This window comes from Pseudomonas sp. AF03-9 (genome assembly GCF_020515815.1).
Classification (GTDB): Bacteria; Pseudomonadota; Gammaproteobacteria; order Pseudomonadales; family Pseudomonadaceae; genus Aquipseudomonas.
In genome coordinates, this window is the sequence record NZ_JAHPJF010000011.1 from 118,925 (window position 1) to 143,930 (window position 25,006).

Genomic DNA, 25,006 nt, shown 5'->3' on the forward strand with positions numbered 1-25,006 from the left:
GATGCTCAGACTGGATACGCAATTTGAGATTCAACACCTCGACACGGCACGCCTGCTCAAAGTCATCAGCGTTAACGAGTTGATCGAAAAAGGCACAAACGGCTGCGCCGGCGAAGCCAGCTTCAACGACCTGCTGCTATGGCTGACACTCGAAGAAGTGCTTGAGCAACCCACACTGCTGACACTGCCAGTCGCTGGCATCTTGCTCGTCGATGGCGCGCTTGCGACCGATTACCCAGGAATCATCCTCACGGCCCCCAAAGACAAGCGAGTGGTTCAACCAGGGGATGTGATTGCGCTGTCACCGGCTTCGAATGTCGTCAGGGTGCTTTATAGACGCAACGCCAACAGCAACCTGCTGTTCATCACCGACAGATGCAACAGCCAGTGCCTGATGTGCTCGCAACCCCCTAAGGACGTCGACGACTACTGGCATGTCGAAGAAAACCTGCGGCTGATTGATCTGATGGATAAAGGCGATGAACAAATAGGTATCAGCGGTGGCGAACCGACGTTGTACGCCGACGGCCTCCTAGCACTGATCAAAAAAGCCAGTGAGGTCTTGCCGGAGAAATCGCTGCACATTTTAAGTAACGGACGCCTGTTGGCGCAGGCAGGCTGGCTGGCCTGTCTCAACGAAATCCAACACCCACGCCTCACGTGGGGTATCCCGCTGTATGCCGACAATGCGGCAGACCATGATCATGTCGTGCAAGCGCCCGGGGCGTTCAGCGAGACCATGAAGGGGCTGTACAACCTTGCTCGTGCCGGTCAAAACATCGAAATCAGGATTGTACTCAGTCATTTGACGACATCACGGCTACCTGAGCTGGCGCATTTCATTTTCCGCAACCTGCCGTTCGTGCAGCACATCGCAATGATGGGAATCGAGAATACGGGGCTTGCAAAGAAGAATTACGACGTCTTATGGATCGACCCGTTGGACTATCAAGACACACTCGCAAGCGCCTGCCATTTCCTCGATATCCGGGGGCTGAGTGTGTCGATCTATAACTTGCCGTTGTGTGTACTGGATCCATCGCTGAAACGGTTCTACCGGCAAAGCATTTCCGATTGGAAGAATCTGTTTATCGACACCTGCAAATCCTGCACAGCCAAACACTACTGTGCCGGTTTCTTCAAATCTCACTCCCTTCGCTGGCAGAGCCGAGGCATTCGCCCGCTCAATCTGAACGAAGGCATCGACTACGCAAGGAGCGCTTCATGACACTGATGGACCGTTGGAAAATGCTGATCAGCCAAGGCGTCGCGCTGGTTCCCGTCGCATTGAGCCCCTTGGCCTATGCCAATCAAGTCGCATTGACCCAGCCTGAATGGACGACGACAGATAAATCACCTGTCTTCAACAACACACTCAACGCCCCCGACGCCGTCAATATCTACGCGGCACATCGCTCCCACAGCTCCCACAGGTCACATAGTTCCCACAGCTCGCACTACAGTGGCTCGGGTGGTTACAGCGCCCCACGCAGCTACACGCCACCGGCTTCGGCCTACAGCGCCCCCTCTACGACAACCAACCGTTTCAGCGGATCAAGCGGCCGTGCTGCGTCTACAACACCTTCAGCAGCGCCAGCCAGAACATCTGCTACACCTGATCGAAACCAGTTGGTCATGCGCGTGCAGACGGCATTGATGGTCAAGCGGTATTACAGCGGCAGCATCGATGGTGTTTTAGGCAATAGTACCCGCGGAGCATTGATGGCTTTCCAGGCGGACTCGAACTTGCAGAATCATGGCCGAATGGACACGCCGACGCTGAATGCACTGGGGATTGCGATTCCCTAGTCGATTTCGAAATACCAGACGCAGGAATGCTCAAAAGAAGGCTCTAGAACGGGCCTTTCAGCAACATTGATTGTCGAACAATCCTGGCCTTCCCCGTTGCGATCCATTATCATCCGGCGCCTTCTCGCTACCTGCCAGGTAGCTGTTTCAATGTGTCACCCGAGGCGCCCATGTACCGTTTTTTGTTTCACCGCCCTTTGATTGCCATCAGTCTGGGGCTTGTTACCCCAGCCGTTTTTGCCGCATTGCAACCCTTGGCCGAAGCCCCGCTGGCCAGCGACACTGAGCTGCATTGCCACTTCAATCGTGACGCCAGCACCGACTGCACCACCACTTACCAGTACACCATTCTCAAGCCCAGCGGTCGCGAGATGCTCTCGCGGATCGACTTCGATTACTCCGAAGGCGATACCTTCGAAGTACTCGGCGCGCAATCCACCCAGCCCGGTGCCAAGCCGGTCGCCCTGGCGGACACGCAGATCGATACGCGCACCGCGCCCAACCCGGACCAGGGTTTCAGTCGCGACAAGCAGACCTCCCTGGCCTTCCCCAACCTGCGCGTTGGCACTCAGATTCGCTACACCGTGCGCGAGCATCACCCCGCCAAGCCGCTGATGACGCAGTTTCATTACGCCCTCAAGTTCGGCCCCAGCGCAGCCCGGCGCGACCACTTCAAGGCACGCTTTACTGCCGAGCGGCCGATCCAGTGGCGCAGTGAAGGGTTCGACGGTTTCCAGGTGACGCCATCAGCCAACGGCAAGACCCTGGACGTGGTGCAAAAAGCCCCGACTTTTCTGAACTACATCAACGAATCCCCCAACGCTGCGCTGCTGCACATCCCACGCATCGAGGTGGGCAGCGCCCTGGAACGCCAGGCGTATTTCGGCGATCTGGGCCAGCGCTACAACCAGATCCTCGGAGCCAACCTGCCGCCGCAAAGCGCCGCTGCCGTCGCCGCCGTGCGCAACCTGGCGCCGGCCGAGCAGGTTGCCCGGTTGATGCAGCACATCAACGATCACTATCGTTACCTCGGCGACTGGCGCGCCACGGAACGCGGTTATGTGCCGTTCAACCTGGCAGAAATCGAGCAGCATGGGTATGGCGACTGTAAAGACCTGGCGATCCTGTTGACCGCCCTGCTCAAGGCCAGCGGCATTCACGCCGAAACCGCCTGGGTCAGCCGCGGTGATCTGGCCGAGTCGTTGCTGATCCCCGGCACCCACGCGCCAAACCACGCCATCGTGCGCGCCCAGGTGGACGGCCAGGTCTGGTGGCTGGACCCGACCAACCCGGTGTTTGCCCCAGGCCAGACCATGCCCGACCTCCAGGACCGCTGGGTGCTGGTCAATGACGCCCAGGGCCAGGTGCGCGAGGAACATATCCCGTTGGAACGTGCCGAAACCACCCTGCGCCTGAATAAACAGGTGCACTACGACCAGCAGGGCAACGCCACGATTCAAGCAACCCTCGCCTTCAGTCGCCTGCCGCTGATGCAACTGAGTGTCGCCGACCGCCAGCAAGGCGCCACCGCCACCGACCAGAACATCTGCGCCAACTTCGGCCACGAGATCAGCGACTGCCGCGTCTCCCGCGCAGCCACAGGTTTTGTCGTACACGACGGGTATAGCATCACGGCCAACATGAGCGACCAGCGTGCCCTGGAAAAACTGGGGAACGACTACGTCTACTCCGATGAGTCGCTCAAAGGCCGCTGGGATACCTTCATCGACTACCGCCGCCAGGGGCAGCAAGCCGACCTGGACCAGGGCAATCCGCAAACGAACGACTACACCATTACCCTGAGCGGCGGGCAGATGGAAAAGACCATTCCCGGCTGCCAGGTACGCTCGCCGTGGTACGACCTGGACCTGGAAGGCAAGCGCGAGGATGGCGTCTTGCGCTATCACTATCGCCTGAGCCAGAAAATGCGCTGGCTGACCCACGATGAAATTGTCAGCGCGGCGTTTGGGAAGATGGTCGACGATGCACGGGCCTGTGCGGAGCAGGTGCATCAGGTGGTGAAACTCTAAACCGTCCTGACACACCAAAATCAAACTGTGGGAGCGGGCTTGCCCGCCCCCACAGGTTTAATCCGGTTTCAGTCAGTTGGTTTCGCCGAGCAGCAACCCTTGCTCCCGCGCGCACAACTCCACCACGTAATCCCACAACACCCGCAGGCGCACCGACTTGTGCAGCTCCCGGCGCGAACTGATCCAGTAGCTGCGCTGGATGTTCTCTGCCGGCAACAACGGCACCAGGTCCGGGTCGCCAGCCGCCATGAAACACGGCAACACGGCGATCCCCAGCCCCGAACGCGCCGCCTGGTGCTGGGCGATCACACTGGTGCTGTGAAACACCACCTTGGGGTTGCGGCAGAAGCTGCTGAGGAATTTCAGCTCCTGGCTGAACAGCAAGTCGTCCACATAGTCGATCCACGCGTGCGCCGCGAGATCTTCACGCTTTTCAATCGGCGGACTGCGGTCCAGGTACGCGCGACTGGCGTAGAGGGCCAGGCGATAGTCGGTGAGTTTGCGCGTGACCAGTTGATCGACACTGGGGCGTTCCAGGTGGATGCTGATCTCCGCTTCACGGTTGAGGATGCTGACAAAGCGCGGCACGGCCACCAGCTCCACTTCCAATCCAGGGTAGCGATCAAACAACCCTCCCATGCGACTGGCGAGGAACATCACCCCCAGGCCTTCGGCGACGCCCAAGCGGATCTTGCCCAACGGCGCAGCGCTATGGGTGAGTTCGTCTTCGGCCAGCAGCGCGACGTTCTCCATGGCTTCGGCGTGCTTGAGCAGCGCTTCGCCGGCTGGCGTCAGCTCGTAGCCCTGGGCGTGTTGCACGAACAACGCGGTGCCGAGGCTCTTCTCGATGGCCTCGATATGCCGGGCGACGGTGGCGTGGGTGGTTTTCAGGCGCTGTGCGGCGGTGATCAGGCGGCCACTGCGTTGCAACTCGAGAAAATAGCGCAGGTCATTCCAGTCGAACATGACACCTCCATTGCATCAGCCTGGGCGGCGCTGTTTAAAAACGCACAGCAGCTGGGTAAAAACTAACATTTTTAAGACGAAAACTAACAACTAGGATGGGGGTAATAAGAAAAACAAGCGAGCCCTTCAGATGCCCACTGCAACTGCTGAATTCGACTACATCGTCGTCGGCGCCGGCCCCGCTGGCTGCCTACTGGCCAATCGTCTGTCCGCCAACCCCGCCCACCGCGTGCTGTTGCTCGAAGCCGGTGGCCGCGACAACTATCCCTGGATCCACATCCCCGTCGGCTACCTGTTCTGCATCGGCAACCCGCGCACCGACTGGTGTTTCAAGACCGAAGCCCAGGAAGGCCTGCAAGGCCGTGCATTGAGTTATCCACGGGGCAAGGTGTTGGGTGGCTGCTCGTCGATCAACGGCATGATCTACATGCGTGGCCAGGCCCAGGATTACGACGGTTGGGCGGCGGCAGGCAACCCGGGCTGGGCGTGGGACGATGTGTTGCCGCTGTTCAAGAAAAGCGAAAACCATTTTGCCGGCAGCTCGCCATTTCACAGCGATGGCGGTGAATGGCGTGTCGAACAACAGCGCTTGCACTGGCCGATCCTCGATGCGTTCCGCGATGCAGCGGCGCAAAGCGGCATCGCCAACACCAACGATTTCAACACGGGTGACAACGAAGGTTGCGGCTACTTCCAGGTCAACCAGAAGGCAGGTGTGCGCTGGAATGCGGCCAAGGCGTTTCTCAAGCCGATCCGCCAGCGGCCCAATCTCACTGTGCTGACCGGCGTGGAAGTCGATCGCGTGCTCCTGGAAAACGGCCGCGCCTCGCAAGTGGTCGGCCGCCAGCTGGGCCAGTCGTTGAACTGGAAGGCACGCAAGGAAATCGTGTTGTGCGCCGGCTCAGTCGGTTCGCCAGGCATTTTGCAGCGTTCGGGGATTGGTCCTTCCAACGTGCTCAAGCCGCTGGGCATCAACCTGCTGCATGAATTGCCCGGCGTCGGCGGCAACCTGCAGGATCACCTGCAACTGCGCCTGATCTACAAACTGGAAAACGCCCGCACCCTCAACCAGATCGCCGGTTCCGTGTGGGGCAAGATGGGCATGGGCCTGCGCTACCTGTATGACCGCAGCGGCCCACTGTCGATGGCGCCCAGCCAACTCGGCGCGTTTGCCCGCTCGAGCCCGGAGCAGACCTCGGCCAACCTTGAATACCATGTGCAACCGCTGTCCCTGGAGCGCTTTGGCGAACCGTTGCACGGGTTCCCGGCGTTTACCGCCTCGGTCTGCGACCTGCGTCCGCAAAGCCGTGGCCGTGTGGACATCCGCTCGGCCAACCCGGCAGATGCGCCGCTGATCCGGCCCAATTACCTCAGCCATCCGCAAGACCTGCGGGTGGCTGCCGATGCGATCCGCCTGACCCGCCGCATCGTCGCCGCGCCGGCCCTGCGCCCGTTCAAGCCGGTGGAATACCTGCCCGGCGACGCACTGCAAACCGAGGACGAACTGCACGAAGCCGCCGCGCGGATCGGCACCACCATCTTCCATCCGGTGGGCACCTGCCGCATGGGCAACGATCCGGATGCCGTGGTCGACGCCCAACTGCGCCTGCATGGCGTACCCGGCCTGCGCATCGCCGATGCCTCGATCATGCCGCGCATCACGTCCGGCAATACCTGTTCACCCACGCTGATGATCGCGGAAAAAGCCGCACAGCTGATCCTTTCGCCGAATACAAGGAGCCTTGCCCCGGAGAGAGAACTGGTCCATGCAATCTGAATAGCGGCGCCACACCTGGCGCCGACAGTGGAACAACAATAAATAATCACTGTGAGGGCTACCCGATGTCAGAACATGTTCAAACCCTGGGCTCGGCGGCAGACGCGAGCACCGGTAACGATTCCAAGAAGGTCATCTTCGCCTCGTCCCTGGGGACGGTGTTCGAGTGGTATGACTTTTTCCTTTACGGCGCCCTTGCGGCGGTGATCAGCAAGCAGTTCTTTGCCGGGGTCAACGACACCACGGCCTTCATCTTTGCCTTGATGGCCTTTGCGGCCGGCTTTGTGGTGCGGCCGTTCGGCGCACTGGTGTTCGGTCGCCTGGGCGACATGATCGGGCGCAAATACACGTTCCTGGTGACCATCATCTTGATGGGCGTGGCGACGTTCTGCGTGGGCTTGTTGCCGACCTATGCGAGCATCGGCATTGCGGCGCCGATCATCCTGATCGTGCTGCGCATGCTGCAAGGCCTGGCACTGGGCGGCGAATACGGCGGCGCGGCGACCTATGTGGCCGAGCATGCCCCGGCGGGCAAGCGCGGCTTTCATACCAGCTGGATTCAATCCACCGCGACCATCGGCCTGTTGCTGTCGCTGCTGGTGGTACTGGCCTGCCGTTACTTCACCGGCGACCAGTTCGAAGTGTGGGGCTGGCGTATTCCGTTCCTGTTTTCCATCGTACTGCTGGGCATTTCCACCTGGATTCGCATGAGCCTGCACGAGTCGCCGGCGTTTCTGAAAATGAAAGAGGAAGGCAAGGCGAGCAAATCGCCGATCCGTGAGTCGTTCGGCAAGTGGGAAAACCTCAAGGTGGTGCTGATCGCACTGTTCAGTATCAACGGCGGCCAGGCGGTGACCTTCTACGCGGCGCAGTTCTATGTGCTGTTCTTCCTCACCCAGTTCCTGAAAATGGACCCGGCCCTGGCCAACATGTTGTTGATCATCAGCGTGGTGATTGGCGCACCGTTCTTTATCTTCTTCGGCTGGCTGTCGGACAAGGTCGGGCGCAAGCCCGTGCTGATGCTCGGCCTGCTGCTGGCGACCGCGCTGTACTTCCCGATCTTCAAGAGCCTGGCGCACTACACCAACCCGGCCATGGACCAGGCCAGCCAACAGGCACCAATCACCGTGCTGGCCGACCCGGCCACCTGCACCTTCCAGTTCGACCCGGTGGGCAAGGCCAAATTCGACAGCCCATGCGACAAGGTCAAGACCTTCCTCGTCAAGCAGGGCCTGCCCTACAGCAGCGCCGCCGCCCCGGCCGGCAGCCCGGTGCAGGTCAGCATCGGCGAAGTGCGCATCGACGGTTTTGACGAAGCGGCCCTGCGTGGCGCGGTGACCCTGGCGGGCTACCCGAGTTCGGCGGACGTGGCCCAGGTCAACAAAACCATGGTGGTGGTGCTGATCGTCGCGCTGATCCTGATCGCGGCCATGTGCTACGGCCCGCTGGCGGCGTTGATGGTGGAACTGTTCCCGACGCGCATCCGCTACACCTCGATGTCCCTGCCCTACCACATCGGCAACGGTTGGTTTGGTGGGTTCCTGCCGACCGTGTCGTTTGCGTTGGTGGTGTACACCGGGGATATTTTCTACGGCCTGTGGTATCCGGTGGTGGTGACCGGGGTGAGCCTGGTGGTGGGGATGATCTGCCTCAAGGAAACCCGGCACGTGGACATCGACAATAACTGAGGGCCCCCTGAACACGGGAGATTCCCCGTGGAAGCGGGCTTGTGTGGGAGCAGGCTTGCCCGCGAAAGCAGTGGATCAGTCAAACATGTATTGGCTGACCCGCCGCCTTCGCGGGCAAGCCCGCTCCCACATTTGTTTTGCGGTAACCACACAAATTGCTGTACATCCATACAGATAATGGTTGATCAATGCCCGCTGACTGAGCATCCTGCACAGCATCAACCCGATCTGATGTGATGACCATGCGGCTGTACCTCTGTGAAAAACCCTCCCAGGCCAAGGACATCGCGGCCGTGCTCGGCGCCAGTCGTCGCGGCGACGGTTGCTGGCTGGGCAATGGAGTCACGGTCACCTGGTGCATCGGCCACCTGCTGGAAACCGCCCCACCCGATGCCTACGACGAAAAGTACAAGCGCTGGGTGCTGGCCGATCTGCCGATCGTTCCGGAAAAATGGAAGATGCGGGTCAAGCCCAAGACCGCCAGCCAGTTCAAGGCGGTCAAGCGCCTGCTGGGGGAAGCCCAGGAACTGGTGATCGCCACCGACGCCGACCGTGAAGGCGAGATGATCGCCCGTGAACTGGTGGAGCACTGCCGCTATCGCGGGCCGATCCAGCGCCTGTGGCTGTCGGCGCTGGACGACGCATCCATCCGCAAGGCCCTCGCCGCACTCAAGCCCGGTGCCGAGACCTTCAGCCTCTATCACTCGGCCCTTGGTCGTTCCCGCGCCGACTGGCTGATCGGCATGAACATGAGTCGCTTGTTTACCCTGCTCGGGCGTCAGTCCGGCTATCAAGGCGTATTGCCCGTGGGCCGCGTGCAGACTCCGACCTTGCGCCTGGTGGTGGACCGCGACCGCAGCATCGCCGACTTCGTGCCGGTGGCGTACTGGGCCATCGATGTCGACCTGCGACACGCACACATGACCTTTACCGCCCAATGGCGCGCCGCCGAAGATGCCTGTGATGACCAGGGCCGCTGCCTCAACCTGCCATTGGCACAGGAGGCCGCCGCTGGCATGCGCAACGCCGCCAGCGCACGACTGGTCAAGTTGCGCACCGAGCGCATGCGCGACGTGGCGCCCCTGCCCTTCGATCTGGGCACCCTGCAGGAAATCTGTTCGAAAAAACTCGGCCTCGGCGCCCAGGAAACCCTGGACATCGCCCAGTCGCTGTACGAAACCCACAAGGTCATCACCTACCCCCGCAGCGACTGCGGCTACCTGCCGCTGAGCCAGCACAGCGACGCGCCGAAAATTCTCGCGGCGCTGGGCCGTGCAGATGCGGCAGTGAATGAACTGATGCCCCATCTCGACCCGCAACGCCGCTCCCGGGCGTGGAACGACGCCAAGGTCAGCGCCCACCACGGCATCATTCCCACCGGCGCGGGCAAGGATGTCGGGCAACTCACCGGCAAGTACCGTGCGGTGTACACCTTGATTCGCGCACGTTACCTGGCGCAGTTCCTGCCCAACCATGAATACGATCGCACCCAGGCCGACTTCGACTGCGCAGGGCAAGCGTTGCGGGCGGTGGGCAAGGTTGTGATCGAACCGGGCTGGAAGCGCGCCCTGCCGGAAGCCCTGGCGCCGGCAAAGGGACGCGACGTTGCGACACCCCAAGCCTTGCCGCCATTGGTTCAGGGCCAGGATTACGCGGTGGACAAGGTCAACCTCAAGGACCTGTGGACCCAGCCCCCCAAACCCTTTACCGAAGGCGACCTGATCAAGGCGATGAAAAACGTCGCCAAGCTGGTGCAAGACCCGCTCCTCAAGCAAAAGCTCAAGGACACCACCGGCATCGGCACCGAAGCGACCCGTGCCGGGATTATCCAGGGCTTGCTGGACCGTGGTTACCTGGTGAAAAACGGCAAGGCCCTCTCGGCCACCCCGGCGGCATTCAGCCTGATCGACGCCGTGCCCCGCGCCATCGCCGACCCCGGCACCACCGCGATCTGGGAGCAGGCCCTGGACATGGTGCAAAGCGGCGAGATGAGCCTGGAAGAATTCGTCGCCAAACAAGCGGCCTGGATGAGCAAACAGGTGGCACGTTGCAACGGCCTGCGCATGACCATCAGCGGCCCGGCGAGCCCGGCAGGCCGAGGGGCTGCCCCCTGGAAAAAGAAGCGAAAGAGCGCTCCACGCAAGACCGCGGCGGGCCCCAAGCGCGGCAAAAAACCGACAAATGCCGGGTAAAACGGGAAAAAAACCGGTGAATGACGTTTTTCGACGGGTTTAACGCCGCTTTGGACCTTGCTCCAGCGTGAGCCGTCTAGGATTCTGTAGGGGACCCGCTGACTTCCAAACAACAACACCGGAGTGGCCGCCATGAAAACCGTTGCACAAGTGCTCAAAGCCAAGGACCAGAAAAACCAGGAAGTCCATGTCATCAAACACGACCACACCGTGTTTGAAGCGCTGGTCCGCATGTCGGAGAAAAACGTCGGGGCCTTGCCGGTCGTCAAGGATGGCGTAGTGGTAGGCATCATCAGCGAACGGGACTACGCGCGCAAAATCATGCTCAAGGGCCTGTCGTCGGTCACCACGAAGGTCCACGAGGTGATGAGCTCTCCGGTGATCACCGTCGACACCCATAAAAAGGTCGATGAGTGCATGAATATCATGACCGACAGTCACCTGCGCCACCTGCCCGTGGTAGAAGACGGCAAACTGCTTGGGCTGCTGTCCATCGGCGACCTGGTGAAAGAAGCCATTGCCGACCAGGCTGATCTGATCAAGCAGCTGGAGCAATACATCCGCGGCGAATAGGCGACCCCATGCTCGATTGCCTTGAACATCAGGAAGACCACCTCGAGACCCTGCACCGGGCCATGGCGCAACGACGCTTTCTGGTACTGACCGGTGCAGGGATCAGCACGTCTTCGGGAATTCCCGATTATCGCGACAGCGAGGGTGTGCGCCGAGGCAGGGCTCCGATGATGTACCAGGAGTTCCTCGCCACCACGCAAGCCCGCCGCCGTTATTGGGCACGGGCGATGCTGGGTTGGCCGAAGGTGCGAATCGCCCAGCCGAACGCGGCCCATCGGGCGCTGGCAACTCTGCAACAACGCCAGCGCATCAGCGGGTTGGTCACACAAAACGTCGACACCCTGCATGACCAGGCCGGTAGTCATGACGTGATCGAACTGCACGGCAGCCTGCACCGCGTGCTATGCCTGGACTGCCAACAGCGCAGCGAGCGCGACGTGATCCAGCAATTGATGGAGACTGAGAACCCCTACCTGGCCGGCGTCGACGCCGTGCAAGCCCCCGATGGTGACACGCTGCTTGATCCGGCGTTCGAGGAGCGCTTCCAGGTACCCCGCTGCCCCCATTGCACCGGTCAACGCTTGAAACCGGATGTGGTGTTCTTCGGCGAGAACGTCGCCCAAACCACGGCCGCCAAGGCAATGGCGGCCGTGGCGGATGCCGATGGCTTGCTGGTGGTGGGCTCATCGCTGATGGCGTACTCGGCGTTTCGTCTGTGCAAGGCGATGGTGGAGCAAGGCAAGCCGGTGATAGCGATCAACCTGGGCAAGACGCGTGGGGATGAGTTGCTGCAGGTAAAGATCCAGGCATCGTGCGAGCGGTTGTTGCCGTTGCTTGTTGAGCGCTTGAGATAGCAACACCACCACCTGTTTCAACTATGGAGCTGGCTTGTGTGGGAGCTGGCTTGCCTGGGATAGCGGTAACTCAGTTACAGATGTATCAACTGGCTGACCGCTTTCGCGGGCAAGCCCGCTCCCACAGGTGATTGGTGTTGATGGATAGTGAGTATTCGGCTGGAGCTGTCGAGCTTTAGCGAAGCTGCGAAGGCGGCGACACTGTTGGTAGAGGTGTTGCGCCGCAACCCTAGAATCTCCCACAGGGGGTTTGTGTCGAGTGGACCATCCTGGATCCAAGACCACCCACACCAAAAAATGACGCCCAAGTCACATTTCCACGCATCTCCCCGTGTCCACGATGATTTATGTAGTGATCAAAAATAATCACTACATAACCGTTGACGTAACCTTTTTGTCCTTGCATTATCGAGACGTCTCCCGGATCGGGAGCGTTGGCAACAGGTGTTTTGAAAGAGCTCGTCTGACCGCCGAGCTGTTTTTTCCGGATGTGCACTGCCCACAAGGCAGATTGATGAAGCTGACCGGCCCGCAAGGATCGGTACAAGGAGCTCAAACGCTGCTTGTCTTCGTTATGAAACCATTGCGTAGCAGTTCATCAGCAAAACTACATGCATCAGGTTCAAGACCCTGCCCGTATTCGGCAGACAGACGCTGACGCCCGGTTTTCGGAACCGGAGACAACTAACGACGTATCAATTCATAGATCGCCAACTGGTCAAGGGGCTTACACATGAATCTGAACAACCAACCAACTATCGATGAATTGGCTGAGATGTTCGCAGCGCAGAAAGACACTCTCGACGACCATGTCCTGTGGATTGGCAAGTCGGGCGAAGTGCAACTTGACTGCCTGGCGCCCAATACCCAAGAAGCCGATTTTGACCGTAATAACCGTGAGTTGGCAGCGCGCTTGAAGGTGTACCGCCGCGGCCAGGGTTATGTCGGCAAGAAGGCTGCGGCTGATCGCAACTTTATCGAGCAAGTATTCGACACACTTAATAATGCTTGGGCGGCCGTCAAGGACAGCTCGCAAGTTAAAGTGATTGATCGCTACTACTAGAAAGTAACTCGCGCACTACTGTGGGAGCTGGTTTGCCTGCGATAACGGTTTAAACTTCAACACTGTTGTTGAATGTCAAATAGCTATCGCAGGCAAGCCAGCTCCCACACTTGTTTGCGGTGTATTCAGAAAGTTGGAAACCGCCCCTTCGCCGCTTCATCGCGAAAAATATCAAACAGCACTTGCGCCGCCGCCGACAGTTCATGCCCCGGCTTGGTCAGCACGCCAATCGGCCGTTCAATCACCGGATCGTTCAAGGTGATGCAATGGGCGCCCGCCTCCTCCATTTGCCGCGCACACAATGCAGGCACGGCGCTGACGCCCAAACCGCTCGCCACCATCTTGCCCACCGTCGCCAATTGATGGCTTTCCAGTGCTACCGGCAACTTCATCTGCAAGTCGCCCAGGTGTTCTTCCAGCATTACCCGAACCGTTGATGGCCGCTGCAATGTGATGAACGGCTGATCCAGCAGGGTTTTCCAGTCAATTTCGCTGCGCTTGGCCAACGGCGAATCGCCCGGCACCACCGCAATGAAGCGATCCAGATACAGCGGGGTAAACGCCAGTGACGAACCTTCAGCGGGCTCGAACGCCACGCCCAGTTCCACCTGGCGTTCGCGCACCATCTCCAGGACCTGTTCGTTGATCAAGTCATGCACCGTCACATTCACCTGAGGGTAACGCGCGCGGAATATCTTCAGGATCGGCGGCAGCAGGTTGCCGGCGAACGAAGGCATCGCGGCGACTGTCACGCGCCCGCGCTGCAGGGTAAAGCGCTGGCGCAGTTCGTCTTCGGCGTTGTCCCAGTCGGCAATCAACCGGCGAGCCAGGGGCAATAGGGATTCACCTTCAGGGGTCAGCGCGACGTTGCGGGTATTGCGGCTGAACAAGCGCCCACCCAGCCCTTCTTCGAGGCCCTTGATGGTCAGGCTCAGCGCCGATTGGGAAAGGTGCAGGCGCTCGCAGGCGGCGGCAAAACTCAGGCTCTGGGCCACGGCGAGAAAGGCCCGCATCTGTTTAACTGTCATAAGGCTACTCCGGACCACCGCTCGACTATGCAGTTTTTTAAATCAATCAACCTTAAAAAACAACTTAACAAATCAATCCAGCAGCGCAACACTCGGTTCATTGGCTGGCCCACAAACAATAAAAGAGGTGCATATGGCAGGTTTCGATAAACGCGTGGCGTCCTATGAAGAAGCGCTGGCAGGCTTGGAAGACGGCATGACCGTACTTGCCGGTGGTTTTGGCCTGTGTGGCATTCCGGAAAACCTCATCGCCGAAATCAAGCGCAAAGGCACCCGCGACCTGACTGTGGTTTCCAACAACTGCGGCGTCGACGGTTTTGGCCTTGGCGTACTGCTGGAACAAAAACAGATCCGCAAAGTGATCGCATCCTACGTCGGTGAAAACGCCCTGTTCGAAAAGCAGCTGCTCAGCGGCGAAATCGAAGTAGTGCTGACCCCCCAAGGCACCCTGGCGGAAAAAATGCGCGCAGGCGGCGCCGGCATCCCGGCCTTCTTCACCGCCACCGGCGTGGGCACTCCAGTCGCCGAAGGCAAGGAAACCCGCGAATTCAACGGCCGCCCGTACCTGATGGAAGAGTCCATCACCGGCGACTTCGCCATCGTCAAGGGCTGGAAAGCCGACCACTTCGGCAACGTCATCTATCGCCACACCGCCCAGAACTTCAACCCGCTGGCCGCCACCGCCGGCAAGATCACCGTGGTCGAAGTCGAAGAAATCGTCGAACCGGGCGAGCTGGACCCGGCGCAGATCCACACCCCTGGCATCTACGTCGACCGGATCATCTGCGGCACGTTCGAGAAGCGCATCGAACAGCGCACCGTACGCAAATAATCCGCCTCCAGCCCGAACAATAAGGACTCATAAAATGGCTCTGACCCGCGAACAAATGGCTCAACGCGTCGCCCGCGAAATGCAGGACGGCTTCTACGTCAACCTCGGCATCGGCATCCCGACCCTGGTGGCCAACTACATCCCCGAAGGCATGGAAGTGATGCTGCAATCGGAAAACGGCCTGCTCGGCATGGGACCGTTTCCTACCGAAGACACCATCGATGCCGACATGATCAACGCCGGCAAACAGACCGTCACCGCACGCATCGGCGCGTCGATTTTCTCCTCTGCCGAATCCTTCGCGATGATCCGCGGCGGCCACGTCGACCTCACCGTGCTTGGCGCGTTTGAAGTGGACGTAGAGGGCAACATCGCCTCGTGGATGATCCCCGGCAAGCTGGTCAAGGGCATGGGCGGCGCCATGGACCTGGTGGCCGGCGCAGAAAACATCATCGTGATCATGACCCATGCGTCCAAGGACGGTGAGTCCAAGCTGCTCAGCCGCTGCAGCCTGCCGCTGACCGGCGCGAACTGCATCAAGCGCGTACTCACGGACCTGGCGTACCTGGAAATCGAAAATGGCGCTTTTGTCCTCAAGGAACGCGCACCTGGCGTCAGCGTTGAAGAGATTGTGAGCAAGACCGCCGGTAAACTGATCGTCCCGGACCACGTTCCAGAAATGCAATTCCAGTGAGGACAGATCTCATGCAAGACGTCGTGATTGTTGCTGCCACCCGCACCGCCGTGGGCAGCTTCCAGGGTTCGCTGGCGAATATTCCGGCACCGGAACTGGGCGCCGCCGTGATCCGTCGCCTGCTGGAGCAAACCGGCCTCGACCCGGCCCAGGTGGATGAAGTGATCCTTGGCCAGGTGCTGACCGCAGGCTCAGGCCAGAACCCGGCGCGCCAGGCGTCGATCCTCGCCGGCCTGCCCCATGCGGTGCCGAGCCTGACCCTGAACAAGGTTTGTGGCTCCGGCCTCAAGGCCCTGCACCTGGGCGCGCAAGCCATTCGCTGCGGCGACGCCGAAGTGATCATCGCCGGCGGCATGGAGAACATGAGCCTGGCCCCCTACGTATTGCCCGCCGCGCGCACCGGCTTGCGCATGGGCCACGCGAAAATGGTCGACAGCATGATCAGCGACGGCCTGTGGGATGCGTTCAACGATTACCACATGGGCATCACCGCCGAGAACCTGGTGGACAAGTACGGCATCAGCCGTGAAGCCCAGGACGCCTTCGCCGCAGCCTCCCAGCAAAAAGCCGCGGCGGCTATCGAGGCCGGACGTTTTGCCGACGAAATCACACCGATCCTGATCCCCCAGCGCAAGGGCGACCCGGTGGCCTTCGCCGTGGATGAACAGCCACGCGCCGGCACCACCGCCGAGTCCCTGGGCAAGCTCAAACCCGCGTTCAAGAAAGACGGCAGCGTCACCGCCGGCAACGCTTCGAGCCTCAACGACGGCGCTGCCGCGGTACTGCTGATGAGTGCCGACAAGGCCAAGGCCCTCGGCCTGCCGGTGTTGGCACGCATCGCCAGCTACGCCAATGCCGGCGTCGATCCGGCGATCATGGGTATCGGCCCGGTCTCGGCCACCCGCCGCTGCCTGGACAAAGCCGGCTGGAGCCTGGGCGACCTGGACCTGATCGAAGCCAACGAAGCCTTCGCTGCGCAAGCGCTGGCGGTGGGCAAAGAGCTGGAGTGGGATGCGGACAAGGTCAACGTCAACGGTGGCGCGATTGCCATCGGTCACCCGATTGGCGCTTCAGGTTGCCGTGTGCTGGTGACCCTGCTGCATGAAATGATCAAGCGCGATGCCAAGAAAGGTCTGGCGACGCTGTGCATCGGTGGTGGCCAAGGTGTGGCCCTGGCCCTCGAACGCAGCTGATTGGCAAGAGCAACATGGACAAGGCCCGGTTCCACGAAAACCGGGCCTTTTCTTTACCCGCTCTATCTAAATAAACACAGTCCCAGGGTGGAAGCTGTCGAGCCTTAGCGAGGCTGCGAAGGCGGCGGCACTGTCGGTAGAGGTTTTGGCTGAACCACCGCTTTCGCGGGCAAGCCCGCTCCCACAGGTGATCGGTGTTGGCGGGCTGTCAGTGTTCGGCTGGAGATCGCCAAGACACTGCCAATCCCCTGTGGGAGCTGTCGAGTTTCAGCGAGGCTGCGAAGACGGCGGCACTGTTGGTGGAGGTGTTGGCTGAACCACCGCCTTCGCGGGCAAGCCCGCTCCCACAGGTGATCGGTGTTGATGGATAGTGAGTGTTCGGCTGGAGATAGCCCAGGCACTGCCAATCCCCTGTGGGAGCTGTCGAGCTTTAGCGAGGCTGCGAAGGCGGCGGCACTGTTGGTAGCGGTGTTGCGCCGCGCCCATAGAATCTCCCACATTTGATCTTTATTGCCTGTCGGATTGTGGCACCGCAAACACCGCATTCGCCCGCGCCACAACCTTGTCCCCCACCTGCAGGCTCACCGTGGCAAACGCCATCTGCCGCCCGCGCTTGTGATGCTCCAGCTTCACCACAATCCACTCTCCGACCTGCACCGCGCCCAGGTAATCCAAGGTCATGCTTGCGGTGATCAACGGTAACGGCGGCTCGCTGGAAAACGCCATCGCATAACCCATGCCGACATCCGCCAGAGTCGCCAGCACTCCGCCATGCACGGTGCCACGGCCATTGGCGTGACGATTATCGGCGCGCAGGCCGATCTCCAGTTGCAGGCCTTCGCCCCGGCAATACGCCGGCCCCAACAGATCGAGCAGCGGACTGCTGCGGGGCAGCGAGACAAAACCTTCGGGCACGGCGTGGGCGATCATGGCGATTCTTCCTTGGAGTCAGGCTTGAGGTGTACGCCAGACTCATGGCGACAGCCAGCACCATCAACGGTACAAATCCTCCACGATGCTTTGCGTTAATCCCCCAGACCCGCTTTAATCGCCGTCCAAATTTCCCCGCACCTCCCAAGGAACCGCAATGCGCCATCCGGACGGCAAAGCCACACCATTTTTCTTGATCTTGTTCGCAGGCTTGACCCTCGCCGGTTGCTCGCCCAAGGACCACTCCAGCGCCAGGACGATCAACGGTGAACAAAGCCAGGCCGGTGCACAACTGGCCTATGAACACGAGCTGACCCTGGCCCTGCCCGGCGCCCTGCTCGCGCCGCGCATGCAGGCCACGCGCGAGGCCTGCGAGACGGCACGTTTTGGCGCCTGCAATATCCTCGGCATCACCGAGGACGGTAACGGCGGCGAGATCATCCTGCGCATCGCGCCCACCGGCGTGGAGCCGATCGTCGCCATGGCTGCCGAAGGCGGCAAGCTCGGCCAACGCATCACCACCGCCGAAGACCTGGCCGATGCCGTCGCCGATGTACGCCGCCGCCAGGACCGCCTGCAAGCCCAGCAGCAGCGTCTCGACGAGTTGGCCAAGCGCAAGGACATCACCGTCAGTGACTTGATCGCCTTGAGCAAGGAACAGGCCTCCATCGAAAACGAGCTGCAGCAACTGGCGCAGATCGGCGCCAACCAGCAGCGCCGTCTCGACACCAACCGCGTGACCCTGAACTTCCGCTCCGCCGACGGCGCGAACCAGCCGTCACGCTTCAGTCGCATGTTCAGCAACCTCGGTGACAACCTGGTGAACGGCACCGCCGACGCCCTGGAACGCGCAAGCTATGTGCTGCCGTTTGTGATCCTGGCGTTCCCGGTGGTGTGGTTGTGGGTGTGGTTGTGGCGCCGGTTTATCAAGCGCCGCAGCTGATCAGCGCTGCATGCAACGCTGATAGCGCTCATCCACGCGCTTGGCGAACCACGCGGTGGTCAGGTTGCGGGTGATCTTCGGACTCTTGAGCACGATGCCCGGCAGAATCGCCCGTGGCATCGGCTTGCCGGCAGCCTTGTCGGCCAGCGCGAAAACGCGCTTGTAGAGGGTGGTGTCTTCAAAGTCCAACTGCTCACCCTGCTCCAACTGGCTGCGGATGCTCGGGTTACGCATGTCCAGCTTCGCGCCCAGTGAACGCACCGCCAGCTCGGTGGTGCCGGGCAGCAATGAGCCGTAGCGGATCAAATCCCCATCCAACGCCAGTTCGGTGCCAGAGACGCGGCTGACCGCCGCCTGGAATGCTGCGTTGCGGCTGGCGTACCACCCCGCGTTGAAGTCGGCGAAGCGGTACAGCGGCTGGTCGTAGTTCACCGGGTAGCCGAGCAGATGGGCAATGCCAAAGTACATGCCACCACGCCGGGTGAAGACTTCGCGTCGGATCGTACCGTCAACCGTGTAGGGATAACCCCGCGCCTGTTTCTGTGCAAAGTCGATGCTGACTTGCATGGGACCGGCGGTATGCACCGGGTTGAAGCCACCAAACAAGGTGTTGCCAAGGGGCACCATGCTGATGAAATCGTCAAAGATGCCGCTGAGGTCCTTCTCTGTGCGTGCGGCATTCAGGCGGTCGGCGTAGGACTTGCCGGTGGGCGAGCGCAACTGCAAGGCGCTGCGTACCACAAAGGCCGGCACATGGACTTTTCCGGCACGCCGCAGGATTTCATCCCCAGCGATCTTGCCCATGTTCGGCACAGGCGGGTCGACCTGATAGGTGGACTCCTGCTCGGTCACTGCCAGTACGGCGCAGATGTTCTCGGTGCTCGGGTAGATCTTCTGGGTGTCGAAGGCGGTGTAGATGTCCTGAGCCCAACCGTTGCGGTCCGCGAGTTGTGCAGGCAACAAGCGCACAATCTGCGCCTTCACCTCGGCTTCGCTGCGCGCCGGCTGTTGCGGGCCGCGCGAGGTGGAACAACCGGCCAGCACCAGCAATGGGGTGAGGCACAGGATCAGGCGGCGTAGGGACATGGGCGCTTCCTTGAATAACGGCGGGACCGGGTATATCGACCGGCAAGTGTAACCAGGGTTCGCGAACCTGACGCGCTCGCCAACCGGCGCCTATCGTGACAGGATCTGTCATCGACCATTCCTACAAGGAGTTTGAATGCCATGCTCAGCCTGAACTTCCTCGTCACGTGCCTGATTGTGGTGCTGATTCCCGGCACCGGGGTGATTTTTACCGTATCCACCGGCCTCACCGCCGGTAAACGCGCCAGCGTGTTCGCTGCGCTGGGCTGCACCGCCGGGATCATCCCGCACCTGCTGGCCTCGATTCTCGGCCTGTCCGCCCTGCTGCACACCAGTGCCCTGGCGTTCGACATGCTCAAGTATGCCGGCGTCGCCTACCTGCTGTATGTGGCCTATGCCACCTGGAGGGATCGCTCGGCGTTTGCCGTCAGTGACACGCCCACGGTCGCGAGTGCGCGCAGCCTGATGCTGCGCGCCTTCTTGATGAACATTCTGAATCCGAAGCTGACCATTTTCTTCCTGGCCTTTTTGCCGCAGTTCGTCGCGCCGGGCAGCACTTCACCTAGCGTGCAGCTGCTGGTACTGAGCGGCGTGTTCATGGCGATGACATTTGCGGTGTTCGTGGCGTATGGCCTGCTGGCCAATGTCTTTCGGCGCGCGGTGATCGAGTCGCCACGGGTGCAGAACTGGCTGCGTCGCAGTTTTGCGGCGGCCTTTGCGGGGTTGGGGTTGAATCTGGCGTTTGCGCAGCGCTGATAGGCAACACAAAACAATGTGGGAGCGGGCTTGCTCGCGAAAGCGGAGTGTCAGTCACTAGATCTTTTACTGAACCACTGCTTTCGCGAGCAAGCCCGCTCCCACATTTTTAGATCCCGGCCAGGGCCAGGTCCATCGCAAAGTAGGTGAAGATCAAATCCGCACCGGCCCGCTTGATCGAACCGAGGGTTTCGCGCACCACGCGAGCTTCATCAATCGCCCCCGCCTGGGCACCGAACTTGATCATCGCGTACTCACCACTCACCTGGTACGCCGCCACCGGCAAGCGCGAGGCTTCGCGGATGTCGCGGATGATGTCGAGGTAGGCCCCGGCCGGCTTGACCATCAGCGCATCGGCGCCTTCCTGTTCATCCAGCAGCGATTCACGCACGGCTTCGCGGCGGTTCATCGGGTTCATCTGGTAGCTTTTGCGGTCGCCCTTGAGCGCACTGCCGCCGGCTTCGCGGAACGGGCCGTAGAGGGCCGAGGCGAATTTGGTCGAGTAGGCCATGATCGGGATGTGGGTGAAACCGGCGTCATCCAGGGCCCGGCGGATCGCCTGGACCTGCCCGTCCATCGCTGCCGACGGTGCGATCACATCGGCGCCAGCACGGGCGGCGGCTACGGCTTGTTTGCCGAGGTTGACCAGGGTCGCGTCGTTATCGACGTGGGCACCGTGCATCACGCCGCAGTGGCCGTGGTCGGTGTATTCGCAGAAGCAGGTGTCGGACATCACGATCATGTCCGGCACGGCGTCCTTGATGATCGAGGACATGCGCGAGACCAGGCCGCGCTCCTTCCACGTATCGCTGCCGCTGGCGTCCAGGTGGTGGGACACGCCAAAGGTCATCACCGACTTGATGCCGGCGCGGGCGTAGCGCTCGATCTCGGCGGCCAGTTTCTTCTCAGGGATACGCTGCACGCCGGGCATGCTGGTGATCGGCACGAAGTCGTCGATTTCTTCTTCGACGAAAATCGGCAGCACCAGATCGTTGAGGGTGAACTCGGTTTCCTGGAACAAGCCACGCAGCTCCGGGGAGCGGCGCAGGCGGCGTGGGCGGGCTTGGGGGAACTGGCTGGTCATGGCGGTCCTGAAATAGGGTGAAGGCTTTGGGGCGAAAGCTTATGCCCACCGGCATAGGCAACACAAACGCCGAGAGCCCAACAGTGTATTGCGAGGCCCGCAACAATTCATTGATCTAGAGCTGTAGACGCCCTTCAATGCACACCGCGACCGCACCGCCGACCCAGATGTCATCGCCCTGGCGTTCGACACGAATCCGCCCTGCACGCCCGAGGGCCGTGCCCTGACTGACCACATAACGCTCTGGCGCCAAGCCTTCGCCCAGCAGCCATTGGGCGATACCGGCATTCAAGCTGCCGGTGGCCGGGTCTTCCGGGGCGCCGTCTCCAGCGATAAAGCCGCGCACTTCAAACTGCGTGTCCACGTCGTCGCGCACCGGGTCGCAGGGGGCGATCACACCCACCGCCAGACCGAGCAACTGCGAATAGTCCGGCTGCAAACTCAGCACTTGATCGCGATCGGCCAACATCAACGCCAGCCACCCAGCACCATTGTCGACCCACTGGCTGCGCACAACGGCTTCGGGACTCAAGCCCAACCCCAGGCACACTCGCTGCAGCACAGGCGCTTGCACTGGACCGCAACGCAATAACGGCGGAGCAATAAACGCCAGCTCATCACCTTGGCGACGCACACGCACCAAGCCGATCTCGCACTCCTGGACGATGTCCTCGCCCTTGGGTACACCGCCCGCTTGCAACCACGCATGGCACGTGCCCAACGTCGGGTGGCCGGCGAACGGTAGTTCCTGCACGGTGGTGAAAATTCGTACCCGGTAGTCGGCGAGAGGATCACGCGGTGTCAGCAAAAACGTGGTTTCACTGAGGTTGGTCCAATTGGCGAAATCGGCCATCTGCTGGTCCGTCAGGCTGTCAGCGCCAAGCACCACAGCCAGCGGGTTGCCCTTGAGGGGCACGTGGCTGAATACATCCAGTTGTTTGAAATCGAAAATCGGCATGCTTCAGCTCGGAATATTCAGGCCACGGATCACCGCCGGGCGGGCCACAAAGCCGTCCAGCGCGCGCAGTACGTTAGGGAAGTCGGCGATACCCACCAGGTCGCCTGATTCGTAGAAGCCGATCAGGTTGCGGATCCATGGGAAGGTCGCGATGTCGGCGATGCTGTAGTCGTCGCCCATGATCCAGGTGCGACCCAGCAGGCGCTGCTCCAGCACCGCCAGCAAGCGTCGGGACTCGGCGGCGTAGCGGTCGCGCGGGCGTTTGTCCTCGTAGGCCTTGCCGGCAAACTTGTTGAAGAAGCCCAACTGGCCAAACATCGGCCCGATGCCGCCCATCTGGAACATCAGCCATTGCAGGGTTTCATAGCGGGTGGCCGGGTCCTCGGAGAGCAACTGGCTGGTTTTTTCCGCCAGGTAGATCAGGATCGCGCCGGACTCGAACAGCGCCAATGGCTGGCCGCCGGGGCCGTCGGGGTCGATGATCGCGGGGATCTTGTTGTTGGGGTTCAGGGACAGGAACTCGGGGGACAACTGGTCCTGGGTCTCGAAGCTGACCTTGTGCGCCTCATAGGGCAGGCCCAACTCCTCAAGCATGATCGAGACTTTTACCCCGTTGGGCGTAGGCAGCGAGTACAGTTGCAGGCGTTCGGGGTGTTGAGCGGGCCATTTGCTATTAATCGGGAAGCTGGCAAGCGAGTTCATCGGGAAATCCCCTGGCGCAAAGCCCCCATGATAGTCATCTTCCCGGTGTCCTGCTTGGGTCATCAATGCGCAACATGCGCTGGCTATTATCCCGCGCAGGCGAACCAATGCGCCCTTGCGCACTCTTAGCTGCGCTTGAACGGTGAATGGAGGCACCTTGCTGTAACGACAGGAAATACCGCAGGACGCCCTTGGCGTCACTGGGGCCGGGCTTGTCCGCCCTCACTCGATGCACTGAAGACTCCAGACCAATGACAATCAAGCCTCCGTGCCTTGCGTTACGCCTGAAACGCTATTCATACATCATGTTGCCGCTGTTGCTGGTCGGCGGCGCCATCGGCCTGACCCTGGAATCGCGCACCAGCCGTGCCGAGCAGGTAGACGGCGTGCAAACCCTGGTCTTCCTGCGCCACGGCGAAAAACCCGCCGGCGGCTTGGGCCAACTTAATTGCCAAGGCCTGAACCGGGCGATGAACCTCGCCACGGTACTGCCGGAAAAATTCGGCAAGGCCAACTTTGTGTTCGCCGCCAATCCGACGCGCAATGTCGAGGAAGGCGAGTTCGATAATTCCTACAGCTACATTCGCCCCCTGATGACCATCAGCCCCAGTGCCATCAAACTCGGCCTGCCGGTGAACATCAAATTTTCGGCAAACGACACCAGTGCCCTCGCCGATGAACTGGTGGAAGACAAGTACCACAACGCCACCATCTACACCGCCTGGTCCCACGGCTACCTGCCGGAGTTGATCAACAAGGTGGCGAGTGAAGCGTCGGGCGAAAAACACACCATCACCGACGACTGGTCCGGCAGCGACTACGACACCCTGTACGTGCTGACCTTGACCTGGCACAACGGCAAAGCGTCACTGCTGAGCCGCAACTACAAGCAAGGCTTGAACAACGGCGAAGAATCCTGCCCGGAACCGACGCAGGTGAGCGCTGACTCCTGACAATCGGGCCTTGTAGCGAGCGTGCTTGCCCGCGCCTGGCTGCGAAGCGGCCCCAATAAAAACGCCGCATTCTGTCTGACAGAATGCGGCGTCGGGTTTCAGGGCCGCTTCGCAGCCCAGCGCGGTAAACGTTACTGACGGGCTGCAAGTAAGCGCTTGTGGCGATTGCGTCGAGCGATGTTCAGGCACTCGATCACTGCCGAGAACGCCATCGCTGCGTACACGTAGCCTTTTGGCACATGGGCGCCGAAGCCTTCGGCGATCAGCGTCATGCCGATCATGATCAGGAAGCCCAGGGCCAGCATTACCACGGTCGGGTTGTCGTTGATGAACTTGGCCAGCGGTTCAGCCGCCACCAGCATCACGATCACCGAGGTCACCACGGCGATGATCATGATCGGCAAGTGCTCGGTCATGCCCACGGCGGTAATGATGCTGTCGATGGAAAACACCAGGTCCAGCAACAGGATCTGGCCGATGGCCGCCGCGAAACCGATGGTCACCGTATTGCCGACGCTGACCTTCTCCTCGGGCTCCGGGTCCATGCTGTGATGGATCTCGGTGGTAGCCTTCCACACCAGGAACAGGCCGCCGGCGATCAGGATCATGTCCTTCCACGAGAACGCCTGGCCGAACACTTCGAACACCGGCGCCGTCAGTTGCACGATGAACGCGATGGTGCTCAACAGGCCCAGGCGCAATACCAGCGCCATGCTGATGCCGATGCGCCGCGCCTTGGCCCGGTGCTGCTCAGGCAGTTTGTTGGTGAGGATCGAGATAAAGATCAGGTTATCGATGCCCAGCACGATTTCCATGACGATCAACGTCGCCAATGCCACCCAGGCGGTGGGGCTGGCGGCCAGCTGTAAAAGGTAATCCATAGGTCAGTCCTGAG

General features: G+C 60.9%; 23 protein-coding genes. 15 read left to right on the forward strand and 8 right to left on the reverse strand.

Translation table 11 applies throughout. The features are described 5' to 3' along the window. Window position 1: 1 nt before the first annotated feature. The 3 genes from hxsC to LIY36_RS14470 all read left to right on the forward strand — a co-directional run bounded on the left by hxsC (window position 2) and on the right by LIY36_RS14470 (window position 3,839). On the forward strand, window positions 2–1,228 hold the full coding sequence (gene hxsC, locus LIY36_RS14460) for a His-Xaa-Ser system radical SAM maturase HxsC (RefSeq protein WP_226456062.1): 1,227 nt from the start codon (window positions 2–4) through the stop codon (window positions 1,226–1,228). Further along, window positions 1,225–1,809, forward strand: a complete 585-nt coding sequence (hxsA, locus tag LIY36_RS14465) for a His-Xaa-Ser repeat protein HxsA (protein ID WP_226456063.1) — start codon at window positions 1,225–1,227, stop codon at window positions 1,807–1,809. The genes hxsC and hxsA overlap by 4 nt, the downstream gene beginning before the upstream one ends. 170 nt (window positions 1,810–1,979) lie before the next feature. Next, on the forward strand, window positions 1,980–3,839 hold the full coding sequence (locus LIY36_RS14470; protein WP_226456064.1) for a DUF3857 domain-containing transglutaminase family protein: 1,860 nt from the start codon (window positions 1,980–1,982) through the stop codon (window positions 3,837–3,839). A 72-nt stretch (window positions 3,840–3,911) separates the two neighbouring features. Here LIY36_RS14470 and LIY36_RS14475 read toward each other — a convergent pair whose 3' ends face one another. Next, window positions 3,912–4,805: a LysR family transcriptional regulator gene (locus tag LIY36_RS14475; RefSeq protein WP_226456065.1), complete on the reverse strand. Its 894-nt coding sequence runs from the start codon at window positions 4,803–4,805 to the stop codon at window positions 3,912–3,914. Window positions 4,806–4,935: 130 nt separating this feature from the next. On the opposite strand from LIY36_RS14475, the gene LIY36_RS14480 reads away from it, so the two are divergent. The 6 genes from LIY36_RS14480 to LIY36_RS14505 all read left to right on the forward strand — a co-directional run bounded on the left by LIY36_RS14480 (window position 4,936) and on the right by LIY36_RS14505 (window position 12,952). Further along, complete coding sequence (locus tag LIY36_RS14480) at window positions 4,936–6,582, forward strand: GMC family oxidoreductase (protein WP_226456066.1); 1,647 nt, start codon at window positions 4,936–4,938, stop codon at window positions 6,580–6,582. Window positions 6,583–6,647: 65 nt separating this feature from the next. After that, the gene (locus tag LIY36_RS14485; protein WP_226456067.1) at window positions 6,648–8,270 is read left to right on the forward strand and encodes an MFS transporter; all 1,623 of its coding nucleotides are present in this window, start codon (window positions 6,648–6,650) and stop codon (window positions 8,268–8,270) included. Window positions 8,271–8,512: 242 nt separating this feature from the next. Then, a complete protein-coding gene (locus LIY36_RS14490) occupies window positions 8,513–10,462 on the forward strand; it encodes a DNA topoisomerase III (RefSeq protein ID WP_226456068.1) in 1,950 nt (649 codons plus the stop codon). A 132-nt stretch (window positions 10,463–10,594) separates the two neighbouring features. After that, entirely contained in the window at window positions 10,595–11,035 is a 441-nt protein-coding gene (locus LIY36_RS14495; protein WP_024074507.1) for a CBS domain-containing protein, read from the forward strand. Window positions 11,036–11,043: 8 nt separating this feature from the next. Beyond that, complete coding sequence (locus LIY36_RS14500) at window positions 11,044–11,889, forward strand: NAD-dependent protein deacetylase (RefSeq protein WP_226456069.1); 846 nt, start codon at window positions 11,044–11,046, stop codon at window positions 11,887–11,889. Between the two features lie 733 nt (window positions 11,890–12,622). Continuing rightward, window positions 12,623–12,952, forward strand: a complete 330-nt coding sequence (locus LIY36_RS14505; protein ID WP_226456070.1) for a hypothetical protein — start codon at window positions 12,623–12,625, stop codon at window positions 12,950–12,952. 125 nt (window positions 12,953–13,077) lie between these two features. On the opposite strand, the gene LIY36_RS14510 is transcribed toward LIY36_RS14505, so the two are convergent. Then, window positions 13,078–13,980: a LysR family transcriptional regulator gene (locus tag LIY36_RS14510; RefSeq protein ID WP_192300357.1), complete on the reverse strand. Its 903-nt coding sequence runs from the start codon at window positions 13,978–13,980 to the stop codon at window positions 13,078–13,080. Between the two features lie 133 nt (window positions 13,981–14,113). On the opposite strand from LIY36_RS14510, the gene LIY36_RS14515 reads away from it, so the two are divergent. The 3 genes from LIY36_RS14515 to LIY36_RS14525 are packed head-to-tail and all read left to right on the forward strand — an operon-like array spanning window position 14,114 to window position 16,699. Continuing rightward, window positions 14,114–14,812, forward strand: a complete 699-nt coding sequence (locus LIY36_RS14515; RefSeq protein WP_192300356.1) for a CoA transferase subunit A — start codon at window positions 14,114–14,116, stop codon at window positions 14,810–14,812. 34 nt (window positions 14,813–14,846) lie between these two features. Then, window positions 14,847–15,506, forward strand: a complete 660-nt coding sequence (locus tag LIY36_RS14520; protein ID WP_192300355.1) for a CoA transferase subunit B — start codon at window positions 14,847–14,849, stop codon at window positions 15,504–15,506. A gap of 11 nt (window positions 15,507–15,517) precedes the next feature. Beyond that, window positions 15,518–16,699: an acetyl-CoA C-acetyltransferase gene (locus tag LIY36_RS14525; protein WP_192300354.1), complete on the forward strand. Its 1,182-nt coding sequence runs from the start codon at window positions 15,518–15,520 to the stop codon at window positions 16,697–16,699. Window positions 16,700–17,206: 507 nt separating this feature from the next. Here the strand turns inward: LIY36_RS14525 and LIY36_RS14530 are convergent. Next, complete coding sequence (locus tag LIY36_RS14530; RefSeq protein WP_192300353.1) at window positions 17,207–17,629, reverse strand: PaaI family thioesterase; 423 nt, start codon at window positions 17,627–17,629, stop codon at window positions 17,207–17,209. Window positions 17,630–17,786: 157 nt separating this feature from the next. Here LIY36_RS14530 and LIY36_RS14535 point away from each other — a divergent pair, with 157 nt between their 5' ends. Then, a complete protein-coding gene (locus LIY36_RS14535; protein WP_226456071.1) occupies window positions 17,787–18,572 on the forward strand; it encodes a DUF4349 domain-containing protein in 786 nt (261 codons plus the stop codon). On the opposite strand, the gene LIY36_RS14540 is transcribed toward LIY36_RS14535, so the two are convergent. Further along, window positions 18,573–19,658, reverse strand: coding sequence for a DUF1615 domain-containing protein (locus tag LIY36_RS14540; RefSeq protein WP_226456072.1), 1,086 nt, complete (start codon window positions 19,656–19,658; stop codon window positions 18,573–18,575). A gap of 141 nt (window positions 19,659–19,799) precedes the next feature. On the opposite strand from LIY36_RS14540, the gene LIY36_RS14545 reads away from it, so the two are divergent. Further along, window positions 19,800–20,414: a LysE family translocator gene (locus LIY36_RS14545; RefSeq protein ID WP_226456073.1), complete on the forward strand. Its 615-nt coding sequence runs from the start codon at window positions 19,800–19,802 to the stop codon at window positions 20,412–20,414. A gap of 109 nt (window positions 20,415–20,523) precedes the next feature. On the opposite strand, the gene hemB is transcribed toward LIY36_RS14545, so the two are convergent. From hemB to LIY36_RS14560, 3 genes are all read right to left on the reverse strand, one after another. Continuing rightward, window positions 20,524–21,498, reverse strand: a complete 975-nt coding sequence (hemB, locus tag LIY36_RS14550) for a porphobilinogen synthase (protein ID WP_226456074.1) — start codon at window positions 21,496–21,498, stop codon at window positions 20,524–20,526. Between the two features lie 115 nt (window positions 21,499–21,613). Then, window positions 21,614–22,456 carry a PhzF family phenazine biosynthesis protein gene (locus LIY36_RS14555; protein ID WP_192300348.1) on the reverse strand — a complete coding sequence of 281 codons (843 nt, stop codon included), beginning with the start codon at window positions 22,454–22,456 and terminating at the stop codon, window positions 21,614–21,616. A 3-nt stretch (window positions 22,457–22,459) separates the two neighbouring features. Beyond that, the gene (locus LIY36_RS14560) at window positions 22,460–23,158 is read right to left on the reverse strand and encodes a glutathione S-transferase N-terminal domain-containing protein (RefSeq protein ID WP_226456075.1); all 699 of its coding nucleotides are present in this window, start codon (window positions 23,156–23,158) and stop codon (window positions 22,460–22,462) included. A 251-nt stretch (window positions 23,159–23,409) separates the two neighbouring features. Between LIY36_RS14560 and LIY36_RS14565 the strand changes: the two genes are divergently transcribed. Next, window positions 23,410–24,111 (forward strand): histidine phosphatase family protein, encoded by a 702-nt coding sequence (locus LIY36_RS14565; RefSeq protein WP_192300346.1) that lies wholly within the window; start codon window positions 23,410–23,412, stop codon window positions 24,109–24,111. Between the two features lie 131 nt (window positions 24,112–24,242). On the opposite strand, the gene LIY36_RS14570 is transcribed toward LIY36_RS14565, so the two are convergent. Next, on the reverse strand, window positions 24,243–24,992 hold the full coding sequence (locus LIY36_RS14570; protein WP_192300342.1) for a TerC family protein: 750 nt from the start codon (window positions 24,990–24,992) through the stop codon (window positions 24,243–24,245). Window positions 24,993–25,006 lie beyond the last annotated feature (14 nt).

Coding starts and splice junctions, on each gene's coding strand:
- LIY36_RS14470 (WP_226456064.1), top strand. CDS start 1,980: ATGTACCGTTTTTTGTTTCACCGCCCTTTGATTGCCATCAGTCTGGGG.
- LIY36_RS14490 (WP_226456068.1), top strand. CDS start 8,513: ATGCGGCTGTACCTCTGTGAAAAACCCTCCCAGGCCAAGGACATCGCG.
- hemB (WP_226456074.1), bottom strand. CDS start 21,498: ATGACCAGCCAGTTCCCCCAAGCCCGCCCACGCCGCCTGCGCCGCTCC.
- LIY36_RS14495 (WP_024074507.1), top strand. CDS start 10,595: ATGAAAACCGTTGCACAAGTGCTCAAAGCCAAGGACCAGAAAAACCAG.
- LIY36_RS14545 (WP_226456073.1), top strand. CDS start 19,800: ATGCTCAGCCTGAACTTCCTCGTCACGTGCCTGATTGTGGTGCTGATT.
- LIY36_RS14555 (WP_192300348.1), bottom strand. CDS start 22,456: ATGCCGATTTTCGATTTCAAACAACTGGATGTATTCAGCCACGTGCCC.
- LIY36_RS14520 (WP_192300355.1), top strand. CDS start 14,847: ATGGCTCTGACCCGCGAACAAATGGCTCAACGCGTCGCCCGCGAAATG.
- hxsA (WP_226456063.1), top strand. CDS start 1,225: ATGACACTGATGGACCGTTGGAAAATGCTGATCAGCCAAGGCGTCGCG.
- LIY36_RS14540 (WP_226456072.1), bottom strand. CDS start 19,658: ATGTCCCTACGCCGCCTGATCCTGTGCCTCACCCCATTGCTGGTGCTG.
- LIY36_RS14570 (WP_192300342.1), bottom strand. CDS start 24,992: ATGGATTACCTTTTACAGCTGGCCGCCAGCCCCACCGCCTGGGTGGCA.
- LIY36_RS14485 (WP_226456067.1), top strand. CDS start 6,648: ATGTCAGAACATGTTCAAACCCTGGGCTCGGCGGCAGACGCGAGCACC.
- LIY36_RS14560 (WP_226456075.1), bottom strand. CDS start 23,158: ATGAACTCGCTTGCCAGCTTCCCGATTAATAGCAAATGGCCCGCTCAA.
- LIY36_RS14475 (WP_226456065.1), bottom strand. CDS start 4,805: ATGTTCGACTGGAATGACCTGCGCTATTTTCTCGAGTTGCAACGCAGT.
- hxsC (WP_226456062.1), top strand. CDS start 2: ATGCTCAGACTGGATACGCAATTTGAGATTCAACACCTCGACACGGCA.
- LIY36_RS14510 (WP_192300357.1), bottom strand. CDS start 13,980: ATGACAGTTAAACAGATGCGGGCCTTTCTCGCCGTGGCCCAGAGCCTG.
- LIY36_RS14535 (WP_226456071.1), top strand. CDS start 17,787: ATGCGCCATCCGGACGGCAAAGCCACACCATTTTTCTTGATCTTGTTC.
- LIY36_RS14565 (WP_192300346.1), top strand. CDS start 23,410: ATGACAATCAAGCCTCCGTGCCTTGCGTTACGCCTGAAACGCTATTCA.
- LIY36_RS14530 (WP_192300353.1), bottom strand. CDS start 17,629: ATGATCGCCCACGCCGTGCCCGAAGGTTTTGTCTCGCTGCCCCGCAGC.
- LIY36_RS14515 (WP_192300356.1), top strand. CDS start 14,114: ATGGCAGGTTTCGATAAACGCGTGGCGTCCTATGAAGAAGCGCTGGCA.
- LIY36_RS14500 (WP_226456069.1), top strand. CDS start 11,044: ATGCTCGATTGCCTTGAACATCAGGAAGACCACCTCGAGACCCTGCAC.
- LIY36_RS14505 (WP_226456070.1), top strand. CDS start 12,623: ATGAATCTGAACAACCAACCAACTATCGATGAATTGGCTGAGATGTTC.
- LIY36_RS14525 (WP_192300354.1), top strand. CDS start 15,518: ATGCAAGACGTCGTGATTGTTGCTGCCACCCGCACCGCCGTGGGCAGC.
- LIY36_RS14480 (WP_226456066.1), top strand. CDS start 4,936: ATGCCCACTGCAACTGCTGAATTCGACTACATCGTCGTCGGCGCCGGC.